We start from the raw sequence: 16,952 nt of genomic DNA on the forward strand, positions 1-16,952 counted from the left end.
CCGCCGGAAAAACGGGAACGGCCCGCTTGGCGCGGCATTGTTGGGAAAGAAGCCTGCGGGTGCGCAAGACCCGCTCCCCCACTGCCATGAAAACAAGGAGGCTGGGCATGACCGGCAACGAAAGCAATCCCATCGCAAGCCAGATTCGCGAGCATATGGCCGTCATCGGCGCGGATGGTGCCCCGGTGGGCACGGTCGATCATGTCGACGGGCATCGCATCAAGCTGACCAAGGCCAAGAGCGGCGCCCATGCCGGGCACCACCACTACCTGTCGCTGGGCCTGGTGGCCGATGTGGAGGGCGATACGGTTCGCCTTTCGGCCAATGCCGATGTCGCCCTGACCTTTGAGGAAGAGGAAAAGTAAGCCTCCGCTTCCCATCTTGGGATCGAATTCAGGGAAAGCCGCGTCCCCTTCGCGGCCAGGTCGTCCCTGGCGACCGGAAGGCGCCTCGCTCCACGTCGTAAGTGGCGAGGCGCTTTTTCCGTTTTGGCGGCTTACTTCCAGAACCAGCCGGGCTTGAGCGCGCGATCCTTGCGGTTGCGCCACATCTGGATGTACATCCAGAGCCCCGAAAAGCTGAAGAAAATCATGGCAAAGCCCGACAGCGTGCTGATAGCCACGCCCACTGGCCCAAAGCTTTCGCCCGAGTGCAGATGGTGCAGCAGCCCGACGATCGATTTGCCCCCTTTGGGCTTGGGCCGGCACATATAGTCCGGCGGGCAGACGAAGGCGGGTTTGGCCGAGGCGCCGGCTGTGGCGGCTGCCGTCTTGGGCGGCCCGTCGTGATCCCCGCCGCTGGCCAGCGGCACGATCTGGCTGAGCGTGCCGGTCACGGCGATCCAAAGCAGGAAAACCCCGAAAAACACTGAAATCCAGCGATGCCACTTGCGCATTGATCGACCCCCTCAGGTTTCCTTGCCTGGTGCCAACATGCACGCCGGCCAGGCAAGACTGGCCGTGCTCGGGCCGGTTGCGCTTGTGGGGGAACGATGCCTGCCGGAGCAAGCCACGAAATGTCGCCATATGTAACACGGGGATGTGTGACATGAGCAGGGTTTCGGCTTGGTCCGGCATGGCAACGATCACTGAAAGGATGGGCAACGCGGCGTGAGTGGGGCCGGGCAGGCGATGACGCCGACGGGCCCCGACAAGGGAATGGGGGCGGGGCAGGCTGCCGGCAAAGCGGCGGACCTGCCCGGCCCGGCCAGGCCCTTTATTGGCAGGCGAGACATTCCTCGTAATCGGTCTGCTTCACATCGAGTTCGATGCGGCGGGCCTGGGCGGTGTTGTCCGCCTCCACCCCGCCGGCGAAACCGGCGCGCTGGACCGACTTGGAGCGCAAGTAATAGAGCGACTTGATGCCCTTTTCCCAGGCCTGGAAGTGGAGCATCAGCAAGTCCCACTTGTCCACGTCGGCCGGAATATAGAGGTTCAGCGACTGCGCCTGGTCGATATAGGGCGTGCGGTCGGCCGAGAATTCGAGCAGCCAGCGCTGGTCGATCTCGAAGCTGGTCTTGAACACCGCCTTCTCGTCGGCCGAGAGGAACTCGAGGTGCTGGACCGAACCGCCGCGTTCCAGGATCGAGTTCCACACGTTGGTCGAATCCTTCGACTTTTCGCGCAGCAGCTTTTCCAGGTAGGGGTTCTTCACCACGAACGAGCCCGACAGGGTCTTGTGCGTGTAGATGTTGGCCGGGATCGGCTCGATGCACGCCGAAGTGCCGCCGCAGATGATCGAGATCGACGCGGTGGGCGCGATCGCCATCTTGCACGAGAAGCGCTGCATCACGCCCATGTCCGCCGCATCGGGGCAGGGGCCGCGTTCCTGGGCCAGCAGCAGCGAGGCTTCGTCGGCCTTGGCGGCAATGTGGCGGAACATCTTGAGGTTCCACGCCTTGGCCATGGCGGATTCGAAGGCGATGCCCTTCTTCTGCAGGAAAGAGTGGAAGCCCATCACGCCCATGCCGACCGAACGCTCGCGTGCGGCGGAATACTTGGCGCGGGCCATCTCGTCGGGCGCGCGGTCGATGAAGTCCTGCAGCACATTGTCGAGGAAGCGCAGCACGTCTTCGACGAAGTGCTTGTCTCCCTGCCACTCGTCCCAGGTTTCCAGGTTGAGCGAGGAGAGGCAGCACACCGCGGTGCGATCGTTGCCGAGATGGTCGATACCCGTCGGCAGGGTGATTTCCGAGCACAGGTTCGAAGTGGAAACCTTGAGGCCCAGATCGCGGTGATGCTTGGGCATCATGCGGTTCACCGTGTCGGAGAACACGATGTAGGGCTCGCCCGTGGCCAGGCGCACTTCGACCAGCTTCTGGAACAGCGAGCGGGCATCGACCTTGCCGCGCACCGACTTGTCCTTGGGGCTGCGCAGGGCGAATTCGGTGCCATCGCGCACGGCTTCCATGAATTCGTCGGTCAGCAGCACGCCGTGGTGCAGGTTGAGCGCCTTGCGGTTGAAATCGCCCGAAGACTTGCGAATTTCGAGGAATTCCTCGATTTCCGGGTGCGAGATGTCGAGATAGCAGGCTGCCGAACCACGGCGCAGCGAGCCCTGGCTGATCGCCAGGGTGAGGCTGTCCATCACCCGCACGAACGGAATGATGCCGCTGGTCTTGCCATTGAGGCCGACGTTTTCGCCGATCCCGCGGACATTGCCCCAATAGGTGCCGATGCCGCCGCCGCGCGAAGCGAGCCAGACGTTCTCGTTCCAGGTCTTGACGATGCCTTCCAGGCTGTCTTCCACCGAATTGAGATAGCACGAGATCGGCAGGCCACGGCCGGTGCCGCCGTTCGAGAGAACGGGCGTGGCGGGCATGAACCACAGCTTGGAGATGTAGTCATAGAGCCGCTGGGCGTGGTCCTGGTCGTCGGCATAGGCATCGGCCACGCGCGCGAACAGGTCCTGATAGGTTTCGCCGGGCAGCAGGTAGCGATCGTCGAGCGTGTCCTTGCCGAAGATGGTCAGCTTGGCGTCGCGCGCGGCGTCGGTCACGATGGTGAAGCGGCGCGGGTTGACCGCCTTGGAATCGAGCGGGGCGGCCTTGGTGGCAACGGCGCCGGCCAAGGCCGCTTCGCTCACCATCGCCGCGGCGGCAGCCACGAGATCGGCGCTGCCCTTGTCGTCTGCCTGCATATCGATTGCTTTCGATTCGGTCGGTTGCGGGGTGGCGTCCTGCGGGGCGGCCGGCTTGGCAGCGGCCTTGGCGCGGGCGGCCGGTGCCGGGGCAGCGGTCGCGTCCTGCGGCTCGGCGCCGCCATCAAGGGTGGAGTCGCGTTCGAGGGTGGACACGCCACCTTCCAGTCCCAGTTCGTCCTGCGCCATCAAAGCCGTTCCATCGTTCAGTTCTCCGGTCCTGAAATTCACGTCTCATTCCCCGCTTGCACGAGGCCCGCCGCAAGCGACGGACCGGATATTCCAGACACTGCCCGGGGCCGCGCGATCCGGCTTGCGCCGGTCCTTGCAGCCCCGTTCCTGCGGCCTGCCGGGCCGCGACTCATGTCAGCGCCCCGATCATGCCATGAATTGAAACAGAACGGGAACAAATTCCTGCCCTGCCCTTTCGCGCCGCCAAAAACCCAGCGACGTCAAAGGGTCCGCCCGAGTGGGCGGACTACACGCTACCCAATGTGGGAAGCGGCCCGACGAATAACTAGGTTTGGTTGCCCTTGGCCGTTACGACCACAACCCATAGTGCTTGAAGCGGGTCTGGCAGGCAAGTGGGGCATGCCCATAAGGACGCTGCATTTCGTCGCACGCACGATTCGCTTCGTCGCTCCCACAATATGCTGCAGTGCAGCGACGCGCGAGGTTTCCAAGGCTTCAAGCGCAAAATGACAGGCCTGAAATATTTTTCGCGCCGCCGGGTTTGCTGTGGACAATAAAATGTCCAGAGGTGGTGGCAGGATATCCCCAGCCGGACTACCCCTAGTGGTTGTATCCTGGGGCCGGCATGGCTGCCCCATCTAGACGGAGACGCAGGCCTTGCGTGACATTCTCTCGATGCTGTTGTCGGGGCTCCTGGTCGGGATTGCTGCCCGGTTCCTCTATCCCGGCGCGGTGGAAATCGGCCTTGCCCGCACGATCCTGCTGGGCATTGGCGGCGCTTTGGTGGCGGGCCTGGCGTCGAGCCTGGCGGGGCGGGGCACAGTGGGCGAAGGTTTCAATCGCGCCGGTTGCCTGGCTTCGGTGCTGGGCGCGATGCTGCTGATCTACCTGGGCCGTCACTTCTGGTGACGGTGCCTGCGCCCCTTGCCTATGGCCTTGCGGCGCTTGCCGAAATTGCGGGTTGTTATGCGTTCTGGGCGTGGTTGCGCCTGGGCCGCTCGGCCGCCTGGATCATGCCCGGCATGGCCTCGCTCGCGCTGTTTGCGTGGCTGCTGACGCGGGTGGAGGCTGATGCGGCCGGGCGCGCTTATGCCGCCTATGGCGGGGTCTACATCGCGGTTGCGCTGGTGTGGCTTTGGCTGGCCGAAGGCGTCCGCCCCGACCGCTGGGACATGGGCGGCGCCGCGTTGTGCCTGGCTGGCGCGGCGGTGATCCTGCTGGGGCCGCATCGCGGCGGTTGATCGGCCGCCAGGCCGCCACGCACCGCGTTCAGTCGGGCACCAGGATCGTTTCGCGCGCGGCCGGTTGGGCCTGGGGGAAATCCTGGTTGTAATGCAGGCCCCGGCTTTCGCGCCGGGCGCGGGCGCTTTGCACGATCAGGTCTGCGGCCTGGAGCAGGTTGCGCAGTTCGATCAGGTCGGCCGTGACGCGCACGTTGCCATAGTATTCGTTGATCTCGCTTTGCAGCAAGGCGATGCGGTGGGCCGCCCGTTCCAGCCGCTTGTTGGTGCGCACGATCCCCACGTAGTTCCACATGAACCGGCGCAGTTCGGTCCAGTTCTGCTTGACCACCACGTCCTCGTCGGAATCGGCCACACGGCTTTCGTCCCAGCCGCGCACTTCGGGCGGCGGGGTGAATTCATCCCAGCGGTCGAGGATGTCGCGCGCCGCGGCATCACCGAACACGAAGCATTCGAGCAGGCTGTTCGATGCCAGGCGGTTGGCTCCGTGCAGCCCGCTTTCCGAACATTCGCCCACGGCATAGAGCCCGGCCAGGTCGGTGCGCCCGGCGAGATCCACCAGTACGCCGCCGCAGGTATAGTGCTGCGCGGGCACCACCGGGATCGGCTCGCGCGTCATGTCGATGCCCAGACCGAGCAGGCGCTCATAGATATTGGGGAAGTGGCCGCGAACGAATTCGGGGTCCTTGTGGCTGATATCGAGGTGGACATAGTCCAGCCCCAGGCGCTTGATCTCGTGGTCGATCGCGCGGGCCACCACGTCGCGCGGGGCCAGTTCCTCGCGCGGGTCGAAGCGGGGCATGAAGCGCTCGCCGCCGCCCGGGAAGCCCGGCGGGATCTTGAGGTGCCCGCCTTCGCCGCGCACCGCCTCGGTGATCAGGAAGTTCTTGACCTCCAGATTGTAGAGGCACGTGGGGTGGAACTGCATGAATTCCATGTTGGAAACGCGGCATCCCGCGCGCCAGGCCATGGCGATGCCATCACCCGTGGCGCCGCGTGGCGCCGTGCTGAATAGATAAGTGCGTCCGGCGCCCCCGGTCGCCAGGATCGTGGCGCGCGCCGTCAGGCATTCCACTTTGCCGGTGGCCGTGTTGAGCGCATAGACACCCCACACGCGGCGATCGCCCTTGGGGTGGGCACGGTGCCGGTCGGTGACCAGGTCGATCGCCACCATGTCGGGCTTCAAGGTGATGTTGGGATGGGCCGTGGCAGCGCGGATCAGCGCCTGCTGCACGGCCGCGCCCGTGGCATCGTCAACATGCACGATGCGGCGGTGCGAATGGCCGCCCTCGCGCGTGAGATGCAAGCTACCGGCCTCTTCGTTGAACGGCACGCCGATCTGGGCGAGGCGGGCGATCGCCTCGGGCGCATGCTCCACCACGTGTTCCACCGTTTCGCGGCGGTTGAGGCCGCAACCGGCGATCATCGTGTCGCGCACGTGATCCTCGAAAGTGTCACCTTCGTCGAGTACGGCGGCAATGCCGCCCTGTGCCCAGGCGGTGGAGCCACCATCGAGCCGGCCCTTGGCCAGCACGACCACGCGGCAGCGCTCGGCCAGGACCAGCGCGGCCGTGAGGCCCGCCGCGCCCGAGCCGATGATGAGAACGTCGTGCGCGCTCATGACCGGGCCTTGCGATGAAGGGGGCGATGGAGGGGGCGAACGAAGGGGGGAAGGGTGATCACGCGCGCCTCTTTGCCTCCGCCCGGGCAGTTTGAAAAGCCATTTGGCGCCAGCACGGCGATCGGCCAGGCTTTCGGGCGTGCGGTAGAGTTAACTTAAGATATAGAAAACTGATAATTTCACTTCGTGTTTTATCTACAGAATGTTATGACGCAGAAGCTCATAAAATGCCATTCGGAGTCGGGCGGAAAAAATGATATTCGGTCGCGTCCTTTGCCTGTTCAACCGCCATCGTCCCCAACGGGATAAGATCACCTGGGACGGCATTAACTATCATTCCGATTGCGCCCACTGCGGCAAGCGGATCTATCGCCGCCAAGGCGGCGGCTGGCGGGCCATGCGCGTGGCGCTGATCACTGCAAAGGACCCGCAGGCCCAATAAAGCGGCGGGGAGGCCTTAGCCCAGCAAGAAGGGGCGGGTCCTTCGTGGACCTCGCCCCTTCTTGCTGGGCGTGCGTCAATCGCCGCGCCCGGCCCACCCGTGGTGGGCGGTTTCAGGCCTGGGTCGTCAGGCTGACGAACACGTCTTCCAGATCGGCTTCGCGGGTCGACACGTCGAGGATCTGCACGCCCAGCGCCTGGACCAGGCCAAGCACCTCGCCGGCGTTGCTGCGATCCTTGTCGTAAGTGATCTCTACCTGTCTTTCGTTAAGGGTAGACTTGATGAAGGCCGGATGCTGCGGGGCCTGTTCCAGCGGCTTGTCGAGCGTCAGCACCACGACCTTCTCCCGCGCCATGCCCACCAGTTCGCGCGTGGGCTTGTTGGCGATCAGCCGGCCGTGGTTGATGATGGCGATGCGGTCGCACAGTTGCTCGGCTTCTTCCAGGTAGTGCGTGGTCAGCACCACGGTCACGCCCCCGGCGTTGAGTTCGGCAACCAGTTCCCACAGCTGGCGACGCAGTTCCACGTCCACCCCGGCGGTCGGCTCGTCGAGCACGAGGATCGGCGGGGTGTGGACCATCGCCTTGGCGATCAGCAGGCGGCGCTTCATCCCGCCCGACAGCGAGCGCGAATAAGCCTTGGCCTTGTCGGCCAGGTGCACCGCGCGCAGCAGTTCCATCGACCGGCGCAAATGCTTGGGCACGCCATAGAGCCCGGCCTGGATATCGAGCACCTCGATCGGGGTGAAGAACGGATCGAACACGATTTCCTGCGGCACGATGCCGATCGCGGCCTTGGCGTTGCGCCGGTCGGCATCGATATCGTGCCCCCAGATTTCCACCGTGCCCGAGGTTTTGAGGACAAGGCCCGCCAGCGTATTGATCAAGGTGGACTTGCCCGCGCCATTGGGACCGAGCAGGCCGAAGATCTGCCCGCGCGGCACATCGAAACTCACCCCTTCCAGCGCCAGCTTGGCCGGCGACTTGCCAGTGGCGGCATAGCGCTTGACCAGGTCGCGGATGCGGATCGCAGGTTCGGGCAGGGCGGCGGTGGAGAGTTCGGGGCTGGATGCAGGGGCGTTCATGGCGGGCTTCCTGCATCCCATTTTCGGCAAGGTAAAGGATTCAATCGGGGCAAAACGGCAATTGTGCGGCGCGGTGGCATTTGCTAGGCGGCGGGCATGATCCAGCCACCCGAAACGATCTTCACCGATGCCACCCGCGTGAGCTGCGACGGGTCGAGCGGCATCCGCACCACCGGCGCGTTCAAGCCTTCGGCGCTTGGCCATCCGCGCGTCTGGATGGAAATCGACGAAAAGGGCTACGTCGATTGCGGCTATTGCGACAAGCGCTTCGTGCTCAAGGGCGGCCCGGCCGACACCGGCGAGACCCAGGCCGCCTGATTTTGCGCGCCGCTTGATTTTCGGCGGCGATCCGCCCGCTGGTGCTGGCCAGCGGCGCGGGCGATGCCTATATCGGCAGCATGACGCTTTCTGCCGACACCCGCTCGCTGCTCTATCGCCCCGGCTTGCTCACTCCCGATGACGCGCAACGCCTTGTGCGCGGCGCGCTGGGCGCTTGCGACGATGGCGAGCTGTTCCTGCAATTCGTGGCCAGCGAAAGCTTCGGCTTTGACGACGGGCGGCTGAAAACCGCCGACTATTCGCGCGATGCCGGCTTTGGCCTGCGCGGCGTTTCGGGCGAGATGACCGGCTTTGCCCACGCCAACGAGGTTTCCGCTGCGGCCATTGCCCGCGCCGGCGAAACGCTCAAGCTGCTCGATCCCGCCAAGGGCCAGCCCGCCCCACCGCCGCGCCACAACAACCGCCACCTCTACACCGATGCTTCGCCGCTCGATGGCGTGCCGTTCGAGGCCAAGGTGCGCCTGCTCGAACAGATCGACGCCGCCGCCCGTGCCCGCGATCCGCGCGTGGTGCAGGTTTCGGCGTCGCTCGCGGGGTCGTGGTCGGTGGTGGAAGTGGTGCGCGCCGATGGCTTTGTCGCGCATGACGTGCGCCCGCTGGTCCGCCTGAACGTGAGCGTGGTGGTGGAAGAGAACGGCCGGCGCGAGACCGGCTCGTTCGGCATCGGCGGCCGCCGGCTTTACGATGACTTGTTCCTGCCCGAAACCTGGAACCGGGGGATCGACCAGGCGCTGCACCAGGCGCTGGTCAACCTTTCGGCCGTGGCTGCACCGGCCGGCGAAATGACCGTGCTGGTCGGCCCCGGCTGGCCCGGCGTGCTGCTGCACGAGGCGGTGGGCCACGGCCTTGAAGGCGATTTCAACCGCAAGGGCACCAGCGCCTTTTCCGGCCGCATCGGCCAGCGCGTGGCAGCGCCAGGCGTGACCGTGGTGGACGATGGCACGCTGCTGGGCGTGGGGCAGCAGGGGCGGCGCGGCTCGCTCTCCATCGACGATGAAGGCACGCCGACCCAGGAAAACGTGCTGATCGAGGATGGCATCCTCAAGGGCTATATCCATGATCGCCTCAACGCCCGGCTGATGGGCGTGGCGCCCACCGGCAATGGCCGGCGCGAAAGCTATGCCCATGCGCCCATGCCACGCATGACCAACACCTTCATGCGCGGCGGGAACGACGATCCGGCCGAACTGCTTTCGCGGGTCAAGGACGGCATCTTTGCCAAGTCGTTCGGCGGCGGCCAGGTGGATATCACCAGCGGCAAGTTCGTGTTCACCTGCACCGAGGCCTATCGCGTCAAGGATGGCAAGCTGGGCGATCCGATCAAGGGCGCCACCCTGATCGGCGACGGGCCCAGCGTGCTCACCCGCGTGACCGGCATCGGCAACGATTTCGCACTGGACGAAGGCGTGGGCGTGTGCGGCAAGGGCGGGCAAAGTGTGCCGGCGGGCGTTGGCCAGCCCAGCGTGCTGGTGGCAGGGCTGACCGTGGGTGGCACGGGTTGAGACCCGATTTTCAGCACGCGTTCAGCGGGGACGTGGTATTCTCCCGTCATTGAGAATCGATTTTTCGAAGCAAGAGGCGAATCATGATGAAGCAGGCAAAAATGCTGGCTCTTTCGCTCGCCGTCGGCGGCATGGTGCTGGCCGGGACCGTGGCAGACGCCAAGCCCAAGCTGACCCCGCAGCAGGAACTGGACAAGCGCCTGGAAGGCCGCGTGCCGGGCAAGCCGGTGGATTGCATCTACATGCCCACCGTTTCGGGCAGCCAGGTCTACGACAAGACGGCCATCGTCTATGATTCGGGCCGCACGCTCTATGTCCAGAAGCCGCGCACCGGCGTCGAATCGCTGCGCAGCGATGATATCCTGGTCACCCGGCTGACCGGATCGGAGCTGTGCGCGATCGACACCGTGCAGCTGCGCGATCGCACCAGTGGGTTCTGGCGCGGCTTTGTCGGCCTCGACAAGTTCGTGCCCTATACCAAGCCGGCCAAGGTCGCCCAGGCAGACTGAAGCGCATGACCCCGCGCTTGTGGGCGCAGGATCTCCTGCACTTCTGGTTTGTCGGGCTTTCGCCCCAGGCGCGCTTTGCCAGCGATCCGGCGATCGACGCGCTGATCGTGCGCCGCTTTGCGCCACTGGTGCGCGCGATGACGACGCAGCCGCTGGCCAGCCTGGCGAGAGACCGCGATACCTTGCGCGCAGCCGTGCTGCTGTTTGACCAGGTGCCGCGCAACGCCTGGCGCGGCAGCGCGCGCGCCTTTGCCCACGATGCCCGCGCTGTCGCGCTGACCCGCCTGGCGTTGCGCCGCGGGTGGGATCGCGGCCTTGACCGCGACGCGCGGCAATTCCTGCTGATGCCCCTGATGCACAGCGAACGCCGCGCGGACCAGCGCGAGAGCGTGGCCCGCTTCACCGCGCTGGGCGACAGCCGGATTCGCCGCTTTGCCTTGGCCCATGCCCGCATGGTCTTGCGCTTTGGCCGCTTTCCCCATCGCAATGCCGTGCTCGGCCGCAGCAGCACGCCGGCCGAACAGCGCGCTGTCGCCGCCGGGAACCATTGGTAGAAATTGCCGCACGGTCGCTTTATGCAGCGGGCATGACTACGCCCCATCCTGCCAAACTGCGCCTTGCCACCCCCGACGATGCCCTGCCGCTGGCGGCCCTGGCCCGCCGCGCCATTTCCGCCAAGTTCGAGCATCTCTATGCGCCCGAAGACTTTGCCGCCTTCATGGAAGAAGCACACGCCGACGAGGTGACGGCGCGGCAGATCGTCGATCCGGGCATGCGGGTGGCGGTGATCGAGGACGATGGGCAGCTGGTAGCATTCTGCAAGCTGGTCTTGGACAGCACCCTGCCGCGCGAATACAGCCATCCGCAACGGCCGCTCGAATTGAAGCAGCTCTATACCGATCCCGATCGCATCGGCGGCGGGTTGGGGCGTCAGTTGATGGATTGGGCGATCGCCACCGCGCGTGCGTCCGGGGCCGACGAGATCCAACTGACGGTCTATAGCGGCAACCCCGAGGCGCAGCGCTTTTACCACCGCTTTGGCTTTGAAAAGATTGCCGATATCGAATTCTGGGTGGGCAACCACTGTGATCCGGAATTCCTCTATGCCTGCAAACTCTGACAGCCCTTCTTGGCGGGTGGCGCTGGGGCAAGGCTGCGGGTATAAGCCCAGGCCATGAGCGAGATCCGTCCCTGGCGCACCATCGTGCGCCGCCAGAGCCGCCAGATCATGGTGGGCAGCGTGCCGGTTGGCGGCGATGCCCCGATCACCGTGCAGACCATGACCAACACCCCGACCGAAGACGCGGTGGCAACGATCGACCAGATCCGCCGCTGCGAGGATGCCGGGGCAGACCTGATCCGCGTTTCCTGCCCGGACGTGGCGAGCACGGCGGCGCTGGGCAAGATCGTGAAGGCATCGCGCATTCCGATCATCGCCGACATCCATTTCCACTACAAGCGCGCGCTCGAAGCCGCCGACGCGGGCGCGGCGTGCCTGCGCATCAACCCCGGCAACATCGGTTCGGCCGATCGCGTTGCCGAAGTGGTGCGCGCGGCCAAGGCCAATGGCTGTGCCATCCGCATCGGCGTGAACGGCGGCAGCCTGGAACGCCATCTGCTGGAAAAGTATGGCGAGCCGTGCCCCGAAGCGCTGGTGGAATCGGCGCTCGACCATATCAAGCTGCTGCAGGACCACGATTTCCACGAATACAAGGTGGCGGTGAAGGCCTCTGACGTGTTCTTGGCGGTTTCGGCCTACATGGGCCTGGCCGAAGCGGTGGATTGCCCGCTGCACCTCGGGATCACCGAGGCCGGCGGGTTGATCGGTGGCACGGTCAAATCGGCGATCGGCATCGGCAACCTGCTGTGGGCCGGCATCGGCGATACCTTGCGCGTCTCGCTTTCGGCCGAGCCGGAAGAGGAAGTGCGCGTCGGCTTTGAAATCCTCAAGAGCCTGGGCCTGCGCACGCGCGGCGTGCGCGTGGTCTCGTGCCCCAGTTGCGCCCGCCAGGGTTTCGACGTGATCCGCACGGTAGAGGCGCTGGAAGCGCGGCTGCAGCATATCAAGACGCCCATTTCGCTCTCGGTGCTGGGCTGCGTGGTCAATGGCCCGGGTGAAGCGCGCGAAACCGATATCGGCCTGACCGGCGGCGGCAATGGCAAGCACATGGTCTATCTTTCGGGCGTGACCGATCACACCATACAGTCCGAAGAGATGCTCGATCACATCGTTGCGCTGGTGGAGGCCAAAGCGGCGGAAATGGAAGCGGCAGCCGATGCGGCGGCTGCCAAAGTGGGCGAACCGGCCGAGTGAGGCAGCCGTCCGTGCTGTTCACGGCGCCGCTGGTTATCGCGGCAGCCACCGCGCCGGCGCTGGGCCAGGACGCGTTCCAGGCGGGGCTGGCGCGTTTCGAGCAGGGCGATACCAGCGTCGACGCGCGCGCCCTGCGCTGGCAGAACCGCGCGCGGCTGGGCGGCGCGGTGCCCGAATGGGACCAGGCCCAGGCCGCCTGGGCCACGATCGAGCGCGATCCGGCACGCAGCCTCGCCCTGGCGCAGGCGCAACGGCAGATCGACCCGCTCAATCTCAACGCGCTCTATCTGGAAGAGCAGGCCCTGCCGCGCCTGGGCCGCGCCGATGAAGCGCGCCTGCGCCACAGCCAGATCCTGATCCTGCTGCGCGGGATCACCGGCGGCCAGGACGGCGCCACGCGTGAAAAGGCGTGGAACGTGGTGAGCGCGGCGGAAAAGGATACCGCGCTGGCGCTACTCGGCTTTCTCGTGACGGGCGAGAACACGGTGCGCGAAGCCGGTCATGCCTATGCCGTGATTACCGCCACGCCGCCAACCGGTGGACAGCCCATGACCATCTGCATCGGCGTGGACGGCCTGGTCGGCGCGCCATGACCGCCACATCGATCCGTCCGGCCACGCGCGCCGATCTGCCGCTGATCGCCCAGTTGATCCGCGATCTGGCCGCCTATGAAAAGCTTACCCACGAAGTGCGTTTCGACGAAGCGACGCTGGGCGAGCATCTGTTCGGCCCGCGCCCCATGGCCGAAGTGCTGGTTGCCGAACGGGATGGGCAGGGCGAAGGCTTTGCCTTGTTCTTCCACAATTTCTCTACGTTCGAAGGCAAGCCCGGCATCTATCTGGAAGACCTTTACGTGCGGCCGCAAGCGCGCGGGGCTGGGCTGGGCAAGGCGCTGTTGCAGGCGCTGGCCGCCCTTGCCGTGCGGCGCGGCTGCGCGCGGCTGGAATGGTCGGTGCTGGATTGGAACGCGCCGTCTATCGCGTTCTACCGGTCACTGGGCGCGCGGATGATGGACGAATGGCGAATCATGCGGGTAGACAGTGCTGCATTGCAGCAACTGGGGGCTGTGAGGCACGGTTGACTTGTGGTAACCTTGTTCAGCTTTCACCCACGAAAACCATGGCATCATCGCGAGCATGACGCAGAATTCGGCACAGGTTTCCAGCAGCATGCCCGCCGCGGAGGTTTCCCGGCGCGGCTGGCTGCGTGGCGCGCTGGCAGCAGGTGGCGCGCTGATGGGGGCAGCCACGGCGCCGCGGGTCTTTGCCCAGGCCTGGTCGATGCCGGCGCAGCACCGTCGCGTGCTGGACGTGGCAGCCCAGCAGCGCGATCGCGTCGCCAATCTCTTGTGGCATACCGACGTGGTGGGCGTGGCGGATTTTTCGCTGCCGTCGTCGCTGCCGCGTTTCCACTTCGCCAACCTGGAAGCGGGGCGGGTCGATTCGATCCTGGTGGCCCATGGTCGCGGGTCTGATCCCGAACACGATGGCTTCCTGAAGTTCTTTTCCAACCAGCTCAACAGCCTGGCCACTTCGCGCGGCGCGTTTGTCACCAACGAGTGGTATCGTGGCAAATATGGCAGTTCGATCCGGCTGACCGGTGTGGATCCTGACAACAACATGGCCCAAGACCGGGCCATCGTTGTCCACCCGGCCTGGTACGCCAACCCCGACATGCTGGAAAAATGGGGCAAGCTGGGCCGCAGCGATGGCTGCTTCGCCATGCCGGAGACCGATTTCGCCACGGCCTTGTGGCGGCTGGCGGCCGGGCGCCTGATCTATGCCGACCGGCTGGGATTTGCTTGAGACAGGAACCGGCGAACGTTCAGAAGTCGATCGCGATCCCGTTCTTTTCCCAATCGCCATAGCGGGTTGGGTCGAGCCCGTCGGGATCGTCGCCGCGTTCGACCACGCGCGGTGGCGGGGCCGGCGCGTCGGTCCAGTGGGCGGGCTTGGCAAAAGGCGCGGGGCGCTGAGTCGCGCGCTGCCGGTTGGCGGGAAGCGGCTTGTCCATGCCGCCTGCCATGCGCTTTTGCCGCCGCGCGCGCAATTGCCAAATGGGGCATAAGGCGCGATAGGCGCGCAGATGGCCCCTACCCAGAACAACCAGGAAATCCCTGGCGTGCCCGCACGCCGCGCCGCGCTGCGCCTGCTCGATGCCGTGTTGCGGCGGGGCGATCCGCTGGACCAGATGGCGCCCCCGGTGCTGCGCGCGATCGAACGCGGCGATGATCGGGCTCTTGCCATGGCCATCGTCCAGGAAGCGTTGCGCTGGTTGCCCGACCTGGACGCGCTGATCGACAGCGCCACGCAGACCGTGCTGCCCGCCGATGCCAAGGCGCGGGCGGTGCTGCAACTGATGCTGGCGCAGGCGCTGCGCCTGGGCCTGCCGCCGCATGCGGTGATCGCCACTGGCCTGCCGTTGTTGACGGGCGGCCCGCGCCGCCTGGCCCATGGCGTGTTTTCCGCGCTGCTCAAGCGCGGCGTCACGCTGCCCGATGCGCCCACTTTGCCGCCGGCCGTGGCGCAGCGCTGGGATGCCGCCTGGCACGGCCGCACCGCCGCGATCGCCGCCGGCATCGCCACGCCGCCGCCGCTGGACCTGAGCCTGCGCGATCCGGCGCAGACCGCGCATTGGGCGCAGGAACTGGGCGGCGTTTCGCTGCTGCCCGGCCATGTGCGCCTGCCGCGCGGCCAGGCGGTGGAAAGCCTGCCGGGCTTTGGGCAAGGCGAATGGTGGGTGCAGGATCTGGCCGCCAGCCTGCCTGCGCGCCTGCTGGGCGCGGGGGATGGGCGCCGCGTGCTGGACTTGTGCGCCGCGCCCGGCGGCAAGACCATGCAACTGGCGGCAGCCGGCTGGGCCGTGACCGCGCTCGACAAGTCCGCCCGCCGGCTTGAGCGGCTTGTCGCCAACCTGGCGCGCACCAGCCTGGCCGTGCAGGTGGTGCAGGGCGATGTCCTGACCTGGCAGGGCGATGCGCCGTTCGATGCCGTGCTGCTCGATGCGCCGTGCAGCGCCACGGGCACCTGCCGCCGCCATCCCGATGTGCTGCACCGCCTGGCCGCGATCGACGATCTTACCAAGTTGCAGGCGCAGATGCTGGCCCGCGCGGCCGATTGGCTGAAGCCGGGCGGCACGCTGGTCTACGCCACCTGTTCGCTCGAACCGGCCGAGGGCGAGGGGCAGGCCGCTGCCTTTACCGCACTCTCGCCCGCGCCTATCGCGGCTGATGAACTGCCCGATGGCATTGCCCCCACCGCGCAGGGCTGGCTGCGCAGCGATCCGGGCATGCTGGCCGATGCCGGCGGGATCGACGGCTTCTTTGCTGCGCGCTGGCACAAGGCATGATCCTGCGCGCGGCCGCGGGCATGGTTTGCATGGCCGGCAATTCATTTTGCCGGCGCGCTTTTTGCCGGTAAGCGAGCCTCATGTCTGCCGGCCACCACCATCATCATCACGACCACGCCCATGGGCACCATCACCATGGGCCGGGGCATAGCCATGCTCCCGCCAGTTTCGGGCGGGCCTTTGCGCTGGGCATCGCGCTCAACACCGGTTTCGTGCTGGTGGAAGGCGGCTATGGCATCGCCAGCGGATCGATGGCGCTGGTGGCCGATGCCGGCCACAACTTGTCCGACGTGCTCAGCCTGATCATCGCCTGGGCGGCCAGCGTGCTTTCGGCGCGCCCGCCCAAGGGGCGCTTTACTTATGGTTTCAAGTCCAGCTCGATCCTGGCGGCGCTGGGCAATGCCGCGCTGCTGATGGTCGCGCTGGGCGCGATCCTGGTGGAAAGCCTGCGCCGGCTGATGCAGCCCGAAGCCGTTGCGCCCGGCCCGGTGATGATCGTGGCCGGGATCGGCATCGTCATCAACACCGCCACCGCGCTGCTGTTCATGCGCGGCAGCAAGCACGATCTCAACTTGCGCGGCGCCTATCTGCATATGGCCGCCGATGCGGCGGTTTCGGCTGGCGTGGTGCTGGCGGGCCTGGCGATCGCCTTGACCGGCTGGGCCTGGATCGACCCGGCCACCAGCCTGGTCATCGTGGCGGTCATTGCCGTGGGCACCTGGGGGCTCGCGCGCGATTCGCTGAAACTGGGGCTGCAAGCCGTGCCTGAGGGGATCGACCCGGCGCGGGTGAGCGCCGCGCTTGGCGCCTTGCCCGGCGTGGCGCGGGTGCACGATCTGCATATCTGGCCGATGAGCACCACCGAAACGGCGCTGACCGCGCATCTGATCATGCCGGGCGGCCATCCGGGCGACGCGTTCCTGGCCGGCCTGGCGCACGACCTGGAGCACGATTTCGGCATCGGCCACACCACCATCCAGGTGGAAACCGATGACTGCGGGGGCTGTTCGCTGGGCGCTTAAGGCGCGGCGGGGGCGCTTGCTTCGACCGGTACGGTCGCATCGACCAGCGGCGGCGGAGCCGGGCGGCTGTCGAGCATGGCCGCCGCTTCGTCCAGCGCGCGGGCTTCCCCGCGGGTTACGCCCCCGGGGCCGGGGTCGCTGTCTTGCTGGCAGGCGGCCAGCAAAAGCGGCAAGGCAAGGATCAGGATAGGACGCATGAA

20 protein-coding genes are annotated in these 16,952 nt (G+C 66.3%); 14 read left to right on the forward strand and 6 right to left on the reverse strand.

Features of this window, described 5'->3' with window-relative positions; genetic code table 11:
* Positions 1–107: 107 nt before the first annotated feature.
* Complete coding sequence (locus FHW94_RS00980) at positions 108–365, forward strand: DUF2171 domain-containing protein (RefSeq protein WP_168553941.1); 258 nt, start codon at positions 108–110, stop codon at positions 363–365.
* Positions 366–496: 131 nt separating this feature from the next.
* On the opposite strand, the gene FHW94_RS00985 is transcribed toward FHW94_RS00980, so the two are convergent.
* Together FHW94_RS00985 and FHW94_RS00990 are read right to left on the reverse strand one after the other, a co-directional pair.
* Complete coding sequence (locus FHW94_RS00985) at positions 497–895, reverse strand: PepSY-associated TM helix domain-containing protein (RefSeq protein ID WP_168553942.1); 399 nt, start codon at positions 893–895, stop codon at positions 497–499.
* Positions 896–1,215: 320 nt separating this feature from the next.
* Positions 1,216–3,138 carry a ribonucleoside-diphosphate reductase subunit alpha gene (locus tag FHW94_RS00990; RefSeq protein ID WP_246865950.1) on the reverse strand — a complete coding sequence of 641 codons (1,923 nt, stop codon included), beginning with the start codon at positions 3,136–3,138 and terminating at the stop codon, positions 1,216–1,218.
* Positions 3,139–3,987: 849 nt separating this feature from the next.
* On the opposite strand from FHW94_RS00990, the gene FHW94_RS00995 reads away from it, so the two are divergent.
* Positions 3,988–4,239, forward strand: a complete 252-nt coding sequence (locus tag FHW94_RS00995; RefSeq protein ID WP_168553943.1) for a GlsB/YeaQ/YmgE family stress response membrane protein — start codon at positions 3,988–3,990, stop codon at positions 4,237–4,239.
* 2 nt (positions 4,240–4,241) lie between these two features.
* Positions 4,242–4,571 (forward strand): YnfA family protein, encoded by a 330-nt coding sequence (locus FHW94_RS01000; protein ID WP_168555374.1) that lies wholly within the window; start codon positions 4,242–4,244, stop codon positions 4,569–4,571.
* A gap of 28 nt (positions 4,572–4,599) precedes the next feature.
* Here the strand turns inward: FHW94_RS01000 and nadB are convergent, their stop codons facing one another.
* Positions 4,600–6,192, reverse strand: coding sequence for an L-aspartate oxidase (gene nadB, locus FHW94_RS01005; RefSeq protein WP_168553944.1), 1,593 nt, complete (start codon positions 6,190–6,192; stop codon positions 4,600–4,602).
* Positions 6,193–6,746: 554 nt separating this feature from the next.
* A complete protein-coding gene (locus FHW94_RS01010; RefSeq protein ID WP_168553945.1) occupies positions 6,747–7,718 on the reverse strand; it encodes an ABC transporter ATP-binding protein in 972 nt (323 codons plus the stop codon).
* Positions 7,719–7,814: 96 nt separating this feature from the next.
* Between FHW94_RS01010 and FHW94_RS01015 the strand changes: the two genes are divergently transcribed.
* The 9 genes from FHW94_RS01015 (at position 7,815) to FHW94_RS01055 (ending at position 14,187) form a co-directional block, all read left to right on the forward strand.
* On the forward strand, positions 7,815–8,036 hold the full coding sequence (locus FHW94_RS01015) for a zinc-finger domain-containing protein (RefSeq protein ID WP_168553946.1): 222 nt from the start codon (positions 7,815–7,817) through the stop codon (positions 8,034–8,036).
* A gap of 80 nt (positions 8,037–8,116) precedes the next feature.
* Positions 8,117–9,559 carry a metalloprotease TldD gene (gene tldD / locus FHW94_RS01020; protein ID WP_168555375.1) on the forward strand — a complete coding sequence of 481 codons (1,443 nt, stop codon included), beginning with the start codon at positions 8,117–8,119 and terminating at the stop codon, positions 9,557–9,559.
* 83 nt (positions 9,560–9,642) lie between these two features.
* Positions 9,643–10,068, forward strand: coding sequence for a hypothetical protein (locus FHW94_RS01025; RefSeq protein ID WP_179506298.1), 426 nt, complete (start codon positions 9,643–9,645; stop codon positions 10,066–10,068).
* A 5-nt stretch (positions 10,069–10,073) separates the two neighbouring features.
* Positions 10,074–10,622 carry a DUF924 family protein gene (locus FHW94_RS01030; protein WP_168553947.1) on the forward strand — a complete coding sequence of 183 codons (549 nt, stop codon included), beginning with the start codon at positions 10,074–10,076 and terminating at the stop codon, positions 10,620–10,622.
* 32 nt (positions 10,623–10,654) lie between these two features.
* A complete protein-coding gene (locus FHW94_RS01035) occupies positions 10,655–11,188 on the forward strand; it encodes a GNAT family N-acetyltransferase (RefSeq protein ID WP_168553948.1) in 534 nt (177 codons plus the stop codon).
* 54 nt (positions 11,189–11,242) lie between these two features.
* Positions 11,243–12,382, forward strand: coding sequence for a flavodoxin-dependent (E)-4-hydroxy-3-methylbut-2-enyl-diphosphate synthase (ispG, locus tag FHW94_RS01040; RefSeq protein WP_168553949.1), 1,140 nt, complete (start codon positions 11,243–11,245; stop codon positions 12,380–12,382).
* Positions 12,379–12,975 carry a DUF4919 domain-containing protein gene (locus FHW94_RS01045; protein WP_168553950.1) on the forward strand — a complete coding sequence of 199 codons (597 nt, stop codon included), beginning with the start codon at positions 12,379–12,381 and terminating at the stop codon, positions 12,973–12,975. The genes ispG and FHW94_RS01045 overlap by 4 nt, the downstream gene beginning before the upstream one ends.
* Positions 12,972–13,463, forward strand: a complete 492-nt coding sequence (locus FHW94_RS01050) for a GNAT family N-acetyltransferase (protein WP_168553951.1) — start codon at positions 12,972–12,974, stop codon at positions 13,461–13,463. Before FHW94_RS01045 ends, FHW94_RS01050 begins: the two co-directional genes overlap by 4 nt.
* A 55-nt stretch (positions 13,464–13,518) precedes the next feature.
* Positions 13,519–14,187, forward strand: coding sequence for a murein L,D-transpeptidase catalytic domain-containing protein (locus FHW94_RS01055; RefSeq protein WP_246865838.1), 669 nt, complete (start codon positions 13,519–13,521; stop codon positions 14,185–14,187).
* Positions 14,188–14,206: 19 nt separating this feature from the next.
* Here FHW94_RS01055 and FHW94_RS01060 read toward each other — a convergent pair whose 3' ends face one another.
* Positions 14,207–14,395, reverse strand: a complete 189-nt coding sequence (locus FHW94_RS01060; RefSeq protein WP_168553952.1) for a DUF1674 domain-containing protein — start codon at positions 14,393–14,395, stop codon at positions 14,207–14,209.
* A 72-nt stretch (positions 14,396–14,467) separates the two neighbouring features.
* Between FHW94_RS01060 and FHW94_RS01065 the strand changes: the two genes are divergently transcribed.
* Both FHW94_RS01065 and FHW94_RS01070 read left to right on the forward strand, forming a co-directional pair.
* Positions 14,468–15,730, forward strand: coding sequence for a methyltransferase domain-containing protein (locus FHW94_RS01065; protein WP_168553953.1), 1,263 nt, complete (start codon positions 14,468–14,470; stop codon positions 15,728–15,730).
* Between the two features lie 80 nt (positions 15,731–15,810).
* The gene (locus FHW94_RS01070) at positions 15,811–16,752 is read left to right on the forward strand and encodes a cation diffusion facilitator family transporter (protein WP_168553954.1); all 942 of its coding nucleotides are present in this window, start codon (positions 15,811–15,813) and stop codon (positions 16,750–16,752) included.
* Here the strand turns inward: FHW94_RS01070 and FHW94_RS01075 are convergent.
* Complete coding sequence (locus tag FHW94_RS01075; RefSeq protein WP_168553955.1) at positions 16,749–16,949, reverse strand: hypothetical protein; 201 nt, start codon at positions 16,947–16,949, stop codon at positions 16,749–16,751. The genes FHW94_RS01070 and FHW94_RS01075 overlap by 4 nt on opposite strands.
* Between the last annotated feature and the right edge of the window lie 3 nt (positions 16,950–16,952).

Origin of the sequence: Novosphingobium sp. SG720 (assembly GCF_012275365.1) — a bacterium.
Classification (GTDB): domain Bacteria; phylum Pseudomonadota; class Alphaproteobacteria; order Sphingomonadales; family Sphingomonadaceae; genus Novosphingobium; species Novosphingobium rhizosphaerae.